At 57.1% G+C, this 15416-nt stretch carries 5 protein-coding genes; 1 reads left to right on the plus strand and 4 read right to left on the minus strand.

What is annotated here, in order from left to right; translation table 11 throughout:
- Positions 1–16 precede the first annotated feature (16 nt).
- Positions 17–11485, plus strand: coding sequence for a fibronectin type III domain-containing protein (locus DQG23_RS39875; RefSeq protein WP_158560948.1), 11469 nt, complete (start codon positions 17–19; stop codon positions 11483–11485).
- Positions 11486–11809: 324 nt separating this feature from the next.
- Here DQG23_RS39875 and DQG23_RS39880 read toward each other — a convergent pair whose 3' ends face one another.
- The 4 genes from DQG23_RS39880 to DQG23_RS39895 form a co-directional block, all read right to left on the minus strand.
- Entirely contained in the window at positions 11810–12325 is a 516-nt protein-coding gene (locus DQG23_RS39880; RefSeq protein WP_113036634.1) for an SRPBCC domain-containing protein, read from the minus strand.
- 36 nt (positions 12326–12361) lie between these two features.
- Complete coding sequence (locus tag DQG23_RS39885; RefSeq protein ID WP_113036635.1) at positions 12362–12700, minus strand: ArsR/SmtB family transcription factor; 339 nt, start codon at positions 12698–12700, stop codon at positions 12362–12364.
- 197 nt (positions 12701–12897) lie between these two features.
- A complete protein-coding gene (gene secF, locus DQG23_RS39890; protein ID WP_113036636.1) occupies positions 12898–15027 on the minus strand; it encodes a protein translocase subunit SecF in 2130 nt (709 codons plus the stop codon).
- Positions 15028–15054: 27 nt separating this feature from the next.
- Positions 15055–15411: a hypothetical protein gene (locus tag DQG23_RS39895; protein WP_113036637.1), complete on the minus strand. Its 357-nt coding sequence runs from the start codon at positions 15409–15411 to the stop codon at positions 15055–15057.
- Positions 15412–15416: the final 5 nt, after the last annotated feature.

Genomic DNA, 15416 nt, shown 5'->3' on the forward strand with positions numbered 1-15416 from the left:
AAAAGAGGAGAGTCCAGTGATTCCGAGTCGATGGAAATCGCGCAAGGTTAAAATCGCAATTCATATGTGCATGATTTTTCTGCTAATTTTTGGGGCCGTTACGCCGGCCATGCAGGCTTCACCCGGTTTGCCCGGGGGAGGGGGAGAAGGCGGTTTGCTTCAAAAGCTGCTGAGCGACGTCCAGTCTGGTGCCTTCGGAGACGGAGCCGTGTCCACGGCCGGCGCCGGGGACGAAACGGTCCATTCCTACCCGGTGGCCGTTATGGGAGACGGCAGTGTAACGGATGCCGTTTACGGCCTGCTAGCTTCGCAGCCTGACGATCCGATGTACGCGCAGCAATGGGCGCTCGGAGCGGTCGAAGCGGAGGCTGCATGGGATACGGTCGGCACGGCGACTTATTCGCCGGCTCCCGTCGTCGTCGCGGTAATCGCCGGCGGCTTCGATGCCGGACATCCCGATCTCGCCGGCAAGTTGTATCCGGCGATCGACTGCACCGGTTCGGGGGAGACGCCGTGCGGCGGATCGGAGGAGGGCATTCTTGCCGACGGAGAAGCGGACGATGCCGAGAGCGGTACGCATGCAGCAGGCATCATCGCGGCAATCGCAAACAACGGCATCGGCATGGCGGGAGCGGCAGGAACGCTGCCGGTCTCCATTCTGCCGGTTCACACGGCGGCAGACGAGTTGAACGTCGCCGCAGCCGCAGAAAAAGCGCTGGACTGGAGCGGGCCTTCCGGCGAACGCGTGAGCGTCATTTATATCGGCTACGGTTTCCGCTCGACTTACGCTCCCAGCTATATGTCCGCAGTGCTGCTAGAAGCGCATGCCAAAGGAATTACCGTCGTAACGGGCGCCGGGGACGACGGCCTGCCGGTCCGCAACGGCGGCGAGGATGCCTTTTACCCTGCTGCGCTGCCTAACGTCATTTCCGTAGGCGCGGTGAATCAAGCGTCGGCTCCGCTACCAGGCTCGAACCCGGGGGCGGATGTGCAGGCGCCGGGAGAGCAAATCCTCGGCACTCTGCCCGGCGGGCAGTATGGAGCGAAGACGGGAACCGCCGCCGCCGCCGCTTATGTTGCGGCAGCGTCCGCCTTGTTGCGGTCGGCGATTCCTTCGCTGACAGCTGACGAGGTACGTCAGGCGATCTTGGCAGGAACGGGCGGCACGTGGAGTATGAACCGTGCTTTGTTGGCCGTCGTGCCTGATCGGAATGATAAGACGCCTCCGGTTTGGCCGTCCGGCAGCGCTCTTCATCCTGCAGAGGCAGGCCATCAAACGGTTCGTTTGGAATGGCCGGCGGCAGGGGGAGAAACGGGCTTGGTCCGCTACGTTCTCATTCAAGACGGACGGGAGCTTGACGGTTTCGTCCAGTCTCCGTTCACAGTACGGGGCTTGACGCCGGATACGCAATACGGCTTCAAGGTGGAAGCGGTTGACAGATCCGGCAACCGGACATCGGACGGTCCTGCCGTCACGGTACGGACGAAGCCCCCGATCGCGACCGAGAAGATCAGCGTAAGCAGCGGCGGAAGCGGATCCGAAGGAAACAGCCGGTATTCCTCCATGAGCGAGGACGGCAGGTGGGTCGCCTTCTCGTCCGAAGCGAGCAATCTGATCGAAGGCGATACGAACGGCAAAGAGGACGTTTTCATCCGCGACCGGGAATCTCGGACTACGAAGCGGATCAGCGCGGCGCCAAGCGGGGCCGAGGCGGACGGAGGCAGCTTTGCTCCGATCATGAGTCCGGACAGACGATTCGTGCTTTTTGCTTCGCAGGCGACGAATTTGCTAGATACGCCGGACAATAACGCGCTGGAGGATCTGTTCCTGTACGACAATCAGACGGGGCGGATCGAAAAAGTCGCCGAAAACGTAAGCGCTGGCTACATGTATACGTACGACAGGCCTTACGGATTGAGCGAAAACGGGCGTTATGTCGCTTTCGCTTCGTACGGCGCGAACGGCGTCGCCGAAGATGAGAACAACAACTGGGACGTGTTCGTCAAGGATCGCTGGAACGATACGGTTACGCGGATCACGGACCGGATGTACGGAAGCGTCAAATATCCGCAAACGACCCGGGTTTCGATAACCCCGAACGGCCGGTTCGTCGCTTTTACTTCCGACGAAGCGCAGTTGGTTCCTGACGATACGAACGGCAAAAAAGACGTCTTCGTATACGATACGAAGTCAGGCCAAACGGAGAGAGTCAGCGTATCGTCCGCAGGGGAAGAAGGCGACTCCACTAGCCAGAATGCGGCCATCAGCGCCGACGGCCGGTACGTGGCATTCGCCTCGTATGCCAGAAATTTCATTCCGGGCGACGACACGTATAATCAGGATATTTTCGTCCGCGACCGGGTGATGAAGACGACGGAGATCGTCAGCGTCAAACTTTCCGGCGAGCCGAGCTTCGACGAGAACGATTCGCCTTGGATCAGCGCGAACGGCAGATGGGTCGCGTTTCATTCCGACGACGAGCTTCAACCGGATGCTTACTACAAGAACATATACATGCACGATCGGATCACCCGTGAAACCGAGCTGCTGAGCGTATCCGCCGCAGGCGAGCCGGGCGACCGGGACAGCATGAAGGGCGTCATCAGCCTAAGCGGCAAGTACGCGGCATTCGATTCCTTGGCGACGAACTTGCTGGCGGAGCCCGAGGAAGACGATTATTTGGGCGGCATCTATTTCCGGGAGTTGCCGGCCAAAGAACAGGATGACCGGAATCCGCCGGATTGGGGACCTGGCGCGTCGCTGAGCGCATCGCTCGCCGGCGGCAGCTATATAGCGTTAACTTGGACTCCTGCTCAGGACGAAGCCGGACCGGTCATTTATAAAGTGTACCGCGACGGAGTTCTGCACGATATCGTTGCGGGGACCGCTTATTTGGCGGAAGGCTTGTCGAACGGTACGGCTTATACATTCAAAGTTGAACCCGGTGACAGTTCGTATAACTGGAGCAAGGAGGCTTTGTCGGTATCGGCTTCCACGCTGTCTAAGCGGGAAACGAATCCTCCCGGCAAGGCGGACGATATCGCGCTGCAGCCGAATCTCGGCAGCATGATCGTTCGCTGGAACGATCCCGGCGATCCCGATTTGGCCCGTCTTCAGGTGAAATGGAGGAAAAAAGGGGCCGACGCGTTCAAGGAGGGGCCGCTCCTTCCTGCCGGTATGCAGCAGGCGCAATTGAACGGGCTCGTCAACGGAACCGAATACGAGGTTGTCGTCGAAGGCATAGATGCTGACGGCAACCGTTCAACCTCCGATTCCGTAACGGCCAGACTGCCTCATGGGCAGCAAATTTCGAGTATAAACCTTTCGGATAGCGGAAAGCAGGGCAACGGGCCGGGAACAAGATCGGACATAAGCGACGACGGGCGCTACATCGTTTTCGACTCCGATTCGAGCAACTTGGTCGAGCGGGATACGAACGGCAAAACGGACGTATTTCTATACGACAGGATTACGGACCGCATCCGGCTGATCAGCAAAACGGCTGGCGGAGCTTCGGCAAACAATTTAAGCTTCGAGCCCAAAATTAGCGGAGACGGACGATATATCGTTTTCTCTTCTTATGCGGACGATCTGACTGCGGACGACGACAACGGCTTCGTAACCGACGTCTACATGTACGATCGGGAAACGGATGCCGTGACGAAAATCAGCCGGACGGCAACGGGCGCTTCCGGCGACGATGACAGCTTTAGGCCGGCGATCAGCGACGACGGATCGGTTATTGCCTTTATCTCTTATGCGAAGCTGGTGCCCGGCGCGGCGGATCAAACGAATCTGTATTTGTACCATCGGGAGAGCGATTCGTTATCGCTGCTGCAACTGGTAGACGGTACGGCTCCGAACGCCGACAGCGAAGCTCCCGCTTTGAGCGGGAACGGGCAGTACGTCGCCTTCGCCACCGAAGCGAACAATCTCGACACTGGCGACACGGATAACGACAAAGACATCTATCTTTACCATATTCCCGGCAAAACGGCGAAGCGAATATCGTCGCTCCCGGGAGAGCAAACCGTGTTCTACGATCCGGCTATTAGCGCCGACGGCCGATTCGTCGCTTTCCTTCGTGAGAACTACGGCGACTGGGAGAATCCGGCTATTTACCTCTATGACCGGGACCGGGACGAGACGAAGCTGGCGAGCCGTTCCTTGACCGGCGTAGCGCCAGACGATTCGGTCGGGGCACCGTCGATCAGCGTTGACGGCCGGTATGTGGCTTATGCGACGAGAGCGGCCGATATTCACGAAGCGGATAAGAACTTTGTAGCCGATATTTACGTATACGACAGGCAGACCGGCGAGACGAAGCCGGCGAGCTTGACGTATAAAGGCGGCTGGGGCAATGGGAGCGCGAGCATGCCGGCAATCAGCGGCGACGGAGCCTATATCGTGTTCCAATCCGAAGCGGATAACCTGATATTCGGCGACGTCAATAAAACAGCCGATATTTTCTTGGTCTCGACGCAGGAGTCTCCGCAGGAAGATACGGTGCCCCCTGTGTTCCCGGCGGGCGGCTCGGCGGAAGTGAAGGAAGCGGGAGCGGAATTTATCGCGCTTGCGTGGACCCCGGCGGAGGACGACCGGGCGGTCGCCGGATACCGGATCTACTACGGCGACAATCCGTATGAATCGTTCCCGGGAACCGGCACGACGGGAACAGTCTGGGGACTGAAGCCCGGGACCGAATACGTATTTACCGTCAAAGCGGTTGATGCGGCGGGCAATGAAAGCGCGACAGGGTTAACGGCAGTCGCAACGACGAAGACGGAAATCGACGTCAGGCTGCAGGACGTTCGCGCAACAATCGCAAAAAGCGGCAGCGGCTATGCATCCGTCGGAGGGCAGCTGGCCGTCGAGGCGGAAGGAAGCCCCGGAGGCGAAGCCGCCGCCCGCATCGATTATGTAAAGACGGACGGCACGACGGACAGCGCCGAGGTTCCGTTAGCGGCATCGAACGCCTCAAGTCCCATTTACAAGGTAACCTATACCGTTCCGGAAGGCGTCAAACAGATCCTAAGCGTACATGTCTCTCTTGCGATAGGCGGCGTTACCGCCGAACTGGATAAAGTCGCGGACATCCCCGTAGGCGGAACGTTGAAGCTTGGCGTTCGGTCCGAAGACGGGGCCCGTCTTAAGGATGCGGTGCTGACGGTTCGCGATAAAGGGCAAAATCTGACGGAAGAAATCAAGCTGTCGGGCAACGGCGTTTATGCGTTCGAAGGTCTTCCGGCAGGAGACTACGAAGTGAAGCTTCGATCCTCGCTCGGGCGCGAGCTCCCGCTGCGGGAGGAGCGGACTTATACGGTACGCCAAGGATTGACGGAGGAAACGACGATCCATCTGAAAGTATTTCTTAGCGTCGCTTATGTCCCAGGGGGGCGGGCGGAGGTAACGTGGACGATTCCGTCCGACGAGACCGGCATTGCCGGATTTGCCGTTTACCGCCGGACGGGAGCGGCCGATCCGGTATTGGCTGGAACCGTGAACGATCCGGCAGCGGTATCGTTTACGGATACGGGGCTGTTAAGCGATACGCAATATGCTTATTACGTAATGAAAAAGACGGGGTCTGGAACGGAGGTGCCTTTTTCCGACGAGGTTTCGATCCGTACGTCCAATCTGTCCATTGCGGATCCGGCTTGGAACGTCGAGACGATCCGGGTAGGCGCTACAAAACACGCCGTGTCGGGCAGCAGCCTGCAAGTCCGCTTCCGGAGCGAAGCGAACCGTTATGCCAAGATGACGGTCGCCTACAAGTCCTGGTTCGACGAATCCGGGAAGCTGCTGGATGAGCCTGTCGTGCGGACGAAGGACGTTCCTATGACACCGGATACCGGAATCCCGGGCGGGTATAACGGAGCGTTCCCGCTGGACGAAGGAATAACCGAGGTGCGCGGAGTGAATCTTAGCGTAACCGACGATTCCGGGCGAAGCGCGGAAAGGCAAGTTGACGGCCTATACATGCAGGTTACGGGCACTTTGAAGGTTAACGTTCACCCGATTCCGGACGATTTCGGGCCAAACGACGCCTACTTGACGATTCGGGGGCAAGCATACAGCACTTGGCGCAGCGTCGCCAAAGCGGGAGGCGGTCTGGAAATTCCGCTGCCTGCGGGAAAGAACTATTCGTTCACGATTGTCGGCAGCCACCAAACGGTCGTTTGGAACAAGGAAGGCATAGCGGTCAAAAACGGACTGCCGACCGAAGCTTACCTGGAGCCGCAAGCCAAGCTTCGCATCACGGTACTCGACCGCAGCGGAGCGCCTCTTCCGGACGTCAAGTATGTGCTTCGCGGAAAACGCGGATGGGTGGAGCAAGGGAAGACGGGACCGGACGGCATCATCGCGAATACAAAAGCCGCATTCGTCGGAGAAACCGTAACGCTGACGACCGATATGGCCGATCAGCCGGCATACTTGCCCGTGACCTCTTCGTTCGTTCTTGACAAGGAGCGGAACGAAACGACGGTCTCCCCGCAAGCGAAGCCGAGCGGATCGTTGTCCGGAAACGTGCTTGATCCGCAAGGAAAGCCGACATCGGATGCTGTCGTCCATATTTATAACGAATCGTTCCGCAGCGCGGTAAACGTGGACGCGAGCGGCCGGTTTTCGTTAGACGTTCCGGCGGGCTCCGTTACCGTGGAGGCGGTGGGGAAAGCCAATGCGAATATACGCTCCAAGCCGGTTCGGCTGGACATCGCGGAGGGCGGGACCGTGCAGCGGGACGTCAAACTTTTGAACATGGATGCCAGAGTCGCGATCAATCTGTATACGAGACTTCCCGGCGGCACTTGGCAAGGTCCGTTAGATCTCGATTGGCGGGTCGCTATTCATTTCCGTATCTACTCCTCGCATTCGATTTTGGAGTACGGCGATCCGGCCCGTGTCAGGGCGCAAGAAGGAGACACCGTAAAAATATGCGCAGACGGGGTGGAAGCGGGTCTTCCGAAAGCCTGCGCCGAGACGGTCATCGACGAAAACAAGGCGGGGAAAATCGATATTTATCTGGAGAGCGCGGGATCGGCCGTTACCGGATCAATTGAGAAGCCGGATGGGCTTCCCCTGCAGCCTAACTATCGCGGCGATTTATACCGCACCGGGGACAATGGAAATCAGCGTTATGTGACAACGCTTTTGCTGAACAGCGAATCGTTCAAATTCGACGTTTCCGAAGCCGGAGCATACAAACTATACGTCAGCGACAACCCGAATCGTCCTACGGCGGCTCAAACGGTCCATTTTCAAGTCGCAGCAGGGGAAAGCAAGGCGCTTGGGCAAATCCGGCTGGACGGATCGGGCAAGTTCGCCGGACGGAACGGATCGGGAATCCAGATCATGTCGGGCTCCGCGGCGCCGGGCAGTCTCGTCCAAGTCCGCGCGACCTATGCGAATTCAGGCGAGCCGCGCGGGGCGGCCGAACGTGCCGTTCTTCTCGTGGAGCTGCCTGAAGGAACGAGCTTCGTTCCGGACACCGTCGCCGTGAACGGTCAAGCAGGGCCGGCGAATGAAGCCGGCCGAACGGTCGAAATACCGCTCGGCACGATCGCGGCGAACGCGACGGGCAGCATACAATTCCAGCTCGCCTTGGACGACGCCGCGTACCATACGGAGCCGTCCGTCACCGCCAGACTGCGTTACGCCTATGAAGGTGCGGAGCGCGAGGAGCTGCTGGGGGCGGCCCGGGTGGAAACGGTGCCCGTTACGATCGAAGCGCCGTCTGTCGTAACTGGTCCTTCGTTCAAGGTGAACGGCAAGGCTCCGGCAGGCAAGCCCGTTACCGTGTTTGACGGCAATGTGCCGCTCGGTCATGCGGTCGGATCGTCTTCAGGACTGTGGCATATGTCCGTTCAATTGCCCGAGACCGGCATGCAAGAGCACCGGCTGCGGGCGGAAACGGAAATCGGCGGGCAGCAGCTGTCAAGCGGAGATGCGATCGTCAAAGTCGATCCGGAAGCGGCCGTACTGGAGCAAATGTCCATGATGCAGGCGAACGGACGCAAGGTGACGTTCAACCCGTCCGAGGGGCAGGCAAAGTTCCCTTATGTCGTCGTGCCGAATGTGCCATTCCTGTTCGAGCTGACCTTCAGTCAGCCGGAACGGATCCGGGACGTAACGGTGCAAATGGGCCAAAATCTCGTCTCCGCCCAACTGGTAGACGGGGTCTACAAAGCTACAATCGCGACGACAAACGATATCGGTCCCGTTTGGGTATCGTACCGGACGAAGCCGAAGTGGAATCCGGACAACGCCGAGAAGATGCCGACGGAAGAGCAATTCCGGAACCGTCTGCCGGCCAGCATGAAAGATTACGTCATCGATTCGGTTACTGTCCCGGATGATTTGATGAACGCAGTAATCGACGGCACGGCATCCTCGGTAAAGACGGCGACCATCAAATCGAGAGTGTCGAGCGATATGAATGCGAATGCGCAGTTTACCGTCCAGCGGCTTTCGGATTACGAACCGACTTCCGAAGAACGCAAGCAGGCGGAGTACAGCGGACTTCCCGCTTACGGAGCGTCGGTCGGCTATTCGAAGAACGCCAATTCGCTCGTCGTGAATTTCAGCATCAACATTCCGGCGGATGAGCTTAAAGGGGAAGGCGGCTTTGCGGCCGGATTGCGGCTCATGGAACAGGCGCTGAACGGCAAGGGAGAGGAACATGCCAAGGTTATCGCCCTGTCAGCCAAATCGGAAACGATCCGGCTCGCCCTTCGGCTGACGCTCGATGCGTTAACGGATCATGTGCCGGATGTCATGGGATTGATCGACAGGCTGAAAAGCTTGAAGGATATCGCCGGCGCCTCGGACTTGTTCAAGAAAGCCGAGGAGCTGCTGATCCGGGCGCAAAATCTGTGCGATCCGCAAGCAAGCGAGTACTATACCGCATGGGCTGAAGGCATAGGCAGAACGATCATGATCCACGAGTCGATCAAATGGGCGCTGCAGGCCGCGGGACTGGTGCTGGGGCCCGAAACGCTCGGGCTTGGAACGGCGTTCGCGTTCTGGCTGAGCGGTTTGCTCGCCGAAAATGTGCTAGACTCGATGGTCGAAAGCGAACTGAACGAATTGGAAAAGTATTTGAACATGCAATCGTGCAAGGTGAAGCCGGTGCCTCCTAAGAAAAAACCGCAGGCGGATCCGAAATATATTTGGGATCCGAGCGGGTACGTTTACGAGGGGATTCCCGATAATCGCGTGCAGGACGTAACAGCGACGGCGCTCGAGCAGGATCCGGTTACGGGCGAGTGGCATGTTTGGGATGCCGAGTGGTACGGTCAGTCGAATCCGCAGCTTACGAATGCCGATGGCCGGTACGGCTGGGACGTGCCGCAGGGCAGATGGCAGGTTATGTACGAGAAGGAAGGGTACGAGACGGCGTACAGCCATGAAATGGAGGTGCCGCCGCCTCATTTCGACGTAAACATCCCGCTCGTTTCCTACCGGGCTCCGGAAGTCGAGTATGCCATAGCGCAGCCGGGCGGTACGTCGGTCGATATTTATTTCTCAAAGCCGGTATCGGTGGACGATCTGGCACCGGATAGCATTACGGTCGTCCGGGGAGGCGAAACGGTAACCGGTGGCGTATACGGCATCGATCCGGTCACGGTTAACGGCCGTTCGCTTGCCCAAGGAATCCGCTTCTTGCCGGAAGCGCCGCTTGAGACAGGTCAAACTTACGAGCTGACCGTAAGCCGCTCGATCGCCAGCTATGCGGGGATACCGCTTGCGGCGGATGTCCGGCGCAGCGTGCTCGTGACGGACGAAGACAGGCAAGCGCCGTCCGACGTATCGGGCGTGCTGGATGGAATCGCCGGCCATGACATGACCTTGGCTTGGAACGATCCGCGCGATCCGGATTTTGATAAAGTGCGCGTGTACTACAAGAAGTCGTCCGATCCGGACTACGGGACTCCGATAGAAGTATCCGGCGGGACGAAATGGGCTATGATCGGCGATCTGCATGAGGGTTTTGCGTACCAGTTCCGTCTGGCGGCCGTCGACAGCAGCGGCAACGAATCCGCCGGTGTAACGCTTAACCGGACGATCGGAGCTTCCGAATCCGTCGACAATACTCCGCCGCTGCCAGTGCTTGACCTGAAGGCTGCAGGGACGGAGGCCGACCTTATCCGGCTGGCATGGACCGATCCGGCAGCGCCTGATCTCGCGAAGGTGAAGCTTGCCTGGAAACCGGCGAACGGCTCCGGTTCGGCGCAGACGGCGCAAGTGGAGCCGAGTGTCGGAACGTATACGATTACGGGGCTCTCTGCAGATACCGTATACGAGATCCGATTGACCTCGACGGATAAGAGCGGAAATGAATCGGTCGCAGTAACGATTACGGCGCAGACGAAAACCGCTCAGCCGAAGCCAGATCCGGGTAACGGTACAGGCGGAGGAGGAACAGGGGGAGGAGGGACCGGCGGCACTGGCAGTACCGGCGGTGGCGGCGGATCCCAGCCGAATACCCCCAAACCGCCTGCCCGTATCGAGTGGGCCATTGACGAGAAGGGCGGAACATTCTCCGCTTACGATGGCATGTTGGAGTTGGCAGTGAAGGAAGGTGCCGTGTCGGCGGGCGGGAAGCTGACCGTTACGAAGAGCGGCGATTCGGCGTCGAAACCGGGCTCCGGTTACACGGCGATGTCGCCCGTTTACGGGCTGGATTTCGGAAGCTTTACGGCCAAACGGCCGGTCACGCTTTTGATCGATTACGATGCCGCCTTAGCGAAAGGATGGAACGTCGAGCGGCTCGGCATTTACAGGCAGGACGAAAGACAGCCGTCCGGTTGGACTTATGTCGGAGGCGTCGTCGAGCCGAAGGAGCATCGCGTTCGGACCGATATTTCGGAAGCGGGACAATACGCCGTTTTGCTGTACGATCGCCCGTTTGGCGATTTGCAAGGACACTGGAGCGTTTCGGAAGTCGAAGTGCTCGTCAGCCGTCATCTGGTGGACGGCGTATCGCCGGACCGGTTCGAGCCGGATCGCTCCATTACCCGCGCGGAAATGACGAAGCTGCTTGTCGAGACGCTGGTCGGCGCCGGATTGCTGAAGCTTGAGGCTCCGGGGACCCCGTCCTTCCGCGATGTCGCGGCAAACGAGTGGTATTATGCTTACGTCGAAGCCGCAGCGCGCGCCGGAATAGCGGAGGGCGCGGACGGACAGTTCCGTCCGGGCGATGATGTGACCCGCGAGGAGATCGCGATGCTGGTCCTGCGCACCGCCGAAAAGCTTTCGGGAGGCAAGCCGCAGCCCGAAGCGAACGACGCTTTGCTGGAAAAGTTCGACGACTATCCGGCGATTTCGGGATGGGCGAGAGCCGGAATGGCGAAGGCCGTGGGCATGGGACTTTTGCAAGGAGTGTCGGAAAAAGAGATTCAGCCACAGGCTGAAGCAACCCGGGCTCAAGCGGTCGTCCTTATCTGGCGAATGCTGCATCACTATAAGAGGATTAGCGAGTAACAAGCGTGCGCCGTCCCTTGGAGAGGGGCGGCGACTTTTCTTTGCTGCGGTATCGAAGCTTTTCGGGTGGAACTTGATGACCCTCGCCCGGAACATTATCACAACCGGCTGGTCCATATGATGCTCGAGAAAAAACGGATGGCGAGCGGATGGCTTTCTTGTCGGATCGAGTTGTTGTCATGCTGGGGAAGAGGCTGCAAGAGTTCAACAAAAATAACAGGCTGCCGGCGAACGGCAGCCTGTTATTTTGACGAGAAGCCCGGGGGATCAAGTACGATAAGGTTTCTGCAAGATCCAAAGTCGGGTTGACCGCCCCATATTTCCTTACTTGAGCTCGTTCAGGCTCTCTGCCAGACGATCCCAAGTTTCGGTGATACCCTGCAGCATGCCCATGTCCATAACGGTTTTGAGGGCTTCCGCAGACACATATTGAGAACGGCTGATCAGCTTTGTTTTGCCGTTCAGATCGACGAATTCCATCGCGACCTCGGTCGCCGGCAGGTCCGCGTTCTCATTGCCTTCGGCATCCGAGAAATAATCGGTGTAGGCGATCGACTCCGGCTCGACGATTTCCTTATAAACGCCTTTGCCCCAAGATTCCATGCCGTAAAAATCGCCTTGGTTTTTGTCGATGCATTTCATGCAATAGTGCCAAACGCCGCCCGGCCGGAAATCGATGTTGCAAACCGGAAGCTCCCAGCCTTTCGGTCCCCACCAGCGCTTGAGATGCTCGGGCTCTTTGAACATCTTGAACACGAGATCCCGCGGCGCATCGAAAACGCGCTCCAGCACCAGCACCCGATCGTTCTCTACTCTTGAAACCATAGCGTTGTTAGACATGTTAATTTCCTCCCAGTCGATTTGTATGATTTGTAGTTATTCCTTGTCTTGTAATTTCCGCAAGTAGTCTTCCAAATTGTCGAATCTGTCTTCCATGATACGCCGAAAGGATTTCACCCAATCATCCAGCGCTTGAAAAGGCTCGGGCCTGAGCTTGTAAATCCGCCGGTTGGCTTCGGCCTTCACTTCCAATATTCCATTGTCGCTAAGCACCTTCAAATGCTTCGAGGCTTGGGGCTGGCGAAGGCCCAGCCGGTCGGCGATTTCACCGACTGTCAGGGGACCGTCGCGCAACAGTTCGACGATATCCATACGATTCGGTTCGGCCAAAGCGATCAGCGTCTTCATGTCCATGCCCGGATGCTTTCCTGACATGTCGCTCACCTCATCAAGTAATGGTCACTCGGTATATTCCCATCTCCTTCCTCAGTATGTTATCCTCTTGATGAGTTAAATATACACCAAAAGGAATATTCCTGTAAAGGAATATTTTAAAAAAATGACACCGGTTCCTGAGCGGCGCCGGTGCCATTCTTCTAACGTTAAATCGTCCGCATACGCGGTGAATAACCCTATTGCCGAATTCGCATTTTACGCGCATAAAACATCAGCCAGATTTGGGAAGCGATAAAGATGGACGAGTAAGCGCCGCAAACGAGTCCGAACAATAGGGCGAGCGAGAAAAGCCGAATGCCGTCTCCGGCCAGCCACAACAAGGCGAGCGCCGAAATCATGACGGTTAATACCGTATAAAGAGAACGTCTCATCGTTTGCCAAAGGCTTGCGTTCACGACCGCCGCCAGTTCATGCAGCGATGACAGGGCGGCTCCCTTCAAATTCGTCCGAATCCGGTCGAAAATCACGATCGTATCGTTCAAGGAATATCCTACGACGGTCAAAATAGCGGCGATAAACGTAATGTCGATCTCCAGCCGGAACACGGAAAAAAGAGCGACCGGAATCAAAATATCGTGAAGCAAAGCGATGATGCAGGCAATCCCCATCAACAGCTGAAAACGAATTGCCGTATACAGCACGATTCCTGCCGATGCGATAACGATGGCGTAACCTGCTTTTCGCACCATTTCTTTTGCGATCATCGCGTCTACTGTGACTTCCTCCGCACTGACTTGGCCGCCATAAACGTCCTTCAGCTTGCTTTCGACCAAATGCAGCTCTTCAGCAGGGATCGGTTTGCTAAAGGTCGTCGCGGCGGAAAAACCGTCATTGCCGACCTTAACGACCGGCTTCATCCCGACGGAGGGCAGCTGCTCCTGAATGATTTCGGTTATCTCGTCCGTTTCAAAAGCGCGCCCCACATGGATATCCAGTCTCGTCCCCGATTGAAAATCGACACCTAGATTCAACCCCTTGATCATGACGACCAGCAAGCCGGCTATAAGAATGGCGGTTGAGCAAGAAAGAAACCATTTCTTGTTCCTCGCGATATCGAACGGCGGCTTCCAAGTCCCGTTCGGGTTGCGATCCTTCCGGATACCGAACCACGATGCATTCGGAAACGCATTGTCCTTAATAAGCAGCCAGATCATAAAGCGGGACCCGAACACATTGGTCAGCAAGCTGACGATTATCGTCATTATCAGTACGATCGCAAAGCTTTTTATGGAGCTCGTACCGAACATCGTCAGCACCCAGGCTGCAATCAGCGTCGTCATATGCGAATCCACAATCGTCGAAAAGGAAGCGCGCGCCCCGCTGCGAAAAGCGGATCGGACGCTTTTGCCGTCCTTCAGCTCTTCTTTTATTTTTTCGAACGTAATGATGTTGGCGTCCACCGCCATGCCGATCGCCAGAATGAAACCGGCAATACCGGACAATGTCAGCGCAGCTTTCATCCAAAAAAGGAGCACGAAGCAAACGTAGGCAAAGCCGATCAAGGCGATATTCGCGACGAGTCCGGGCAAACGATAAGCAGCCAGCATAAAGACGAAAATGACCGCCGTTGCGGCGTATCCCGCAAGCAATGTCATTTGCAAAGCTTGCTCGCCGAGGCTCGCAGCGACGGAGGTGACCTGTTTTTCGATAAGCTTGGCGGGCAGCGACCCGGCGTTCAGCAGGTCCTTCAGCTCGGAGGCGGAAGCAGCCGTCTGACCGCTTATGGATGCCGTTCCGTCTGTGATTACCGTTTTGACTTCGGCTGACGAAACCTCCTTATCGTCGAGATAGATGGATATCTCTCTCCCCAAATTGTGCTGCGTGACTTCGCTTAGCTTGGATGCGTCTTGAAACTTGACGATGACCTCGGGGCGATTGAGAGAGTCGAAACCGGTACTCGCTCCGTTCGAGGCGAGATCATGTCCGTCGAGTACGATTTGGCCCGACTCGTCTTTGAAAGTCAAATTGGCGGGCCGGCCGATTAATTCGCGCAGCTTGTTCGGGTCTGCGACTCCCGCAATTTTGACGCGGATCCGGTCGGTCCCCTCGACCGTAAGCTCAGGCTCCGACACTTTCGTAATATTGACGCGTTTCTCGATCATTTTTCCCATGGCTTGGAGCAATTCGGGGGTGATTTGTTGTCCGGAATCGATGGGCTCGACCTGATACAGGATTTCGAAGCCGCCTTTAATATCAAGTCCGAGCTTGATGGAACGGGCAATCTGAGGGACTGTCGTCAATACGAGGGTCGACAGTAATAAAAGTAGACATGTAAATGGTACGAGCGCTTTTATCATTTTGCGCATGCTAAATACTCCCTTCGATCTATAGTGCTATAGACGGGCAGGGAGCTGCGCTATGTAGTTGGATTGGAATTTGATCGGATATAGGATCAGGAGGGTGCGGAGAGTCGGGATGGCGGACCGGAATTGCCGGTTGATTTTGGGGCGGCGGATATAAAAGACATAGAGAAATAGATTGAAAATCAGCAGGGGCAGAACTGGAGAAGACAGGGAGCCGTTCTTGATCGAGGCGGACATGATGATCTCGCCGGTGCTGTAGTTGCCGCTGACCAGCTTGTGTTCTGCAGGAAGCGTATGATCCGGTCCTGCGTTCAGGTACAGGAAAGGGCACAAACAAGAAACGAAGAGAATGAGGGCCAGCAGCGTTACTTTTATTATTTTGCTCATCGTGT

Source organism: Paenibacillus contaminans, from assembly GCF_003285015.1.
Lineage (GTDB): Bacteria > Bacillota > Bacilli > Paenibacillales > NBRC-103111 > Paenibacillus_V > Paenibacillus_V contaminans.

Excerpts from the sequence above, each read along its gene's own strand:
- DQG23_RS39880 (WP_113036634.1), bottom strand. The coding sequence starts at position 12,325 with ATGTCTAACAACGCTATGGTTTCAAGAGTAGAGAACGATCGGGTGCTG.
- DQG23_RS39885 (WP_113036635.1), bottom strand. The coding sequence starts at position 12,700 with ATGTCAGGAAAGCATCCGGGCATGGACATGAAGACGCTGATCGCTTTG.
- secF (WP_113036636.1), bottom strand. The coding sequence starts at position 15,027 with ATGCGCAAAATGATAAAAGCGCTCGTACCATTTACATGTCTACTTTTA.
- DQG23_RS39895 (WP_113036637.1), bottom strand. The coding sequence starts at position 15,411 with ATGAGCAAAATAATAAAAGTAACGCTGCTGGCCCTCATTCTCTTCGTT.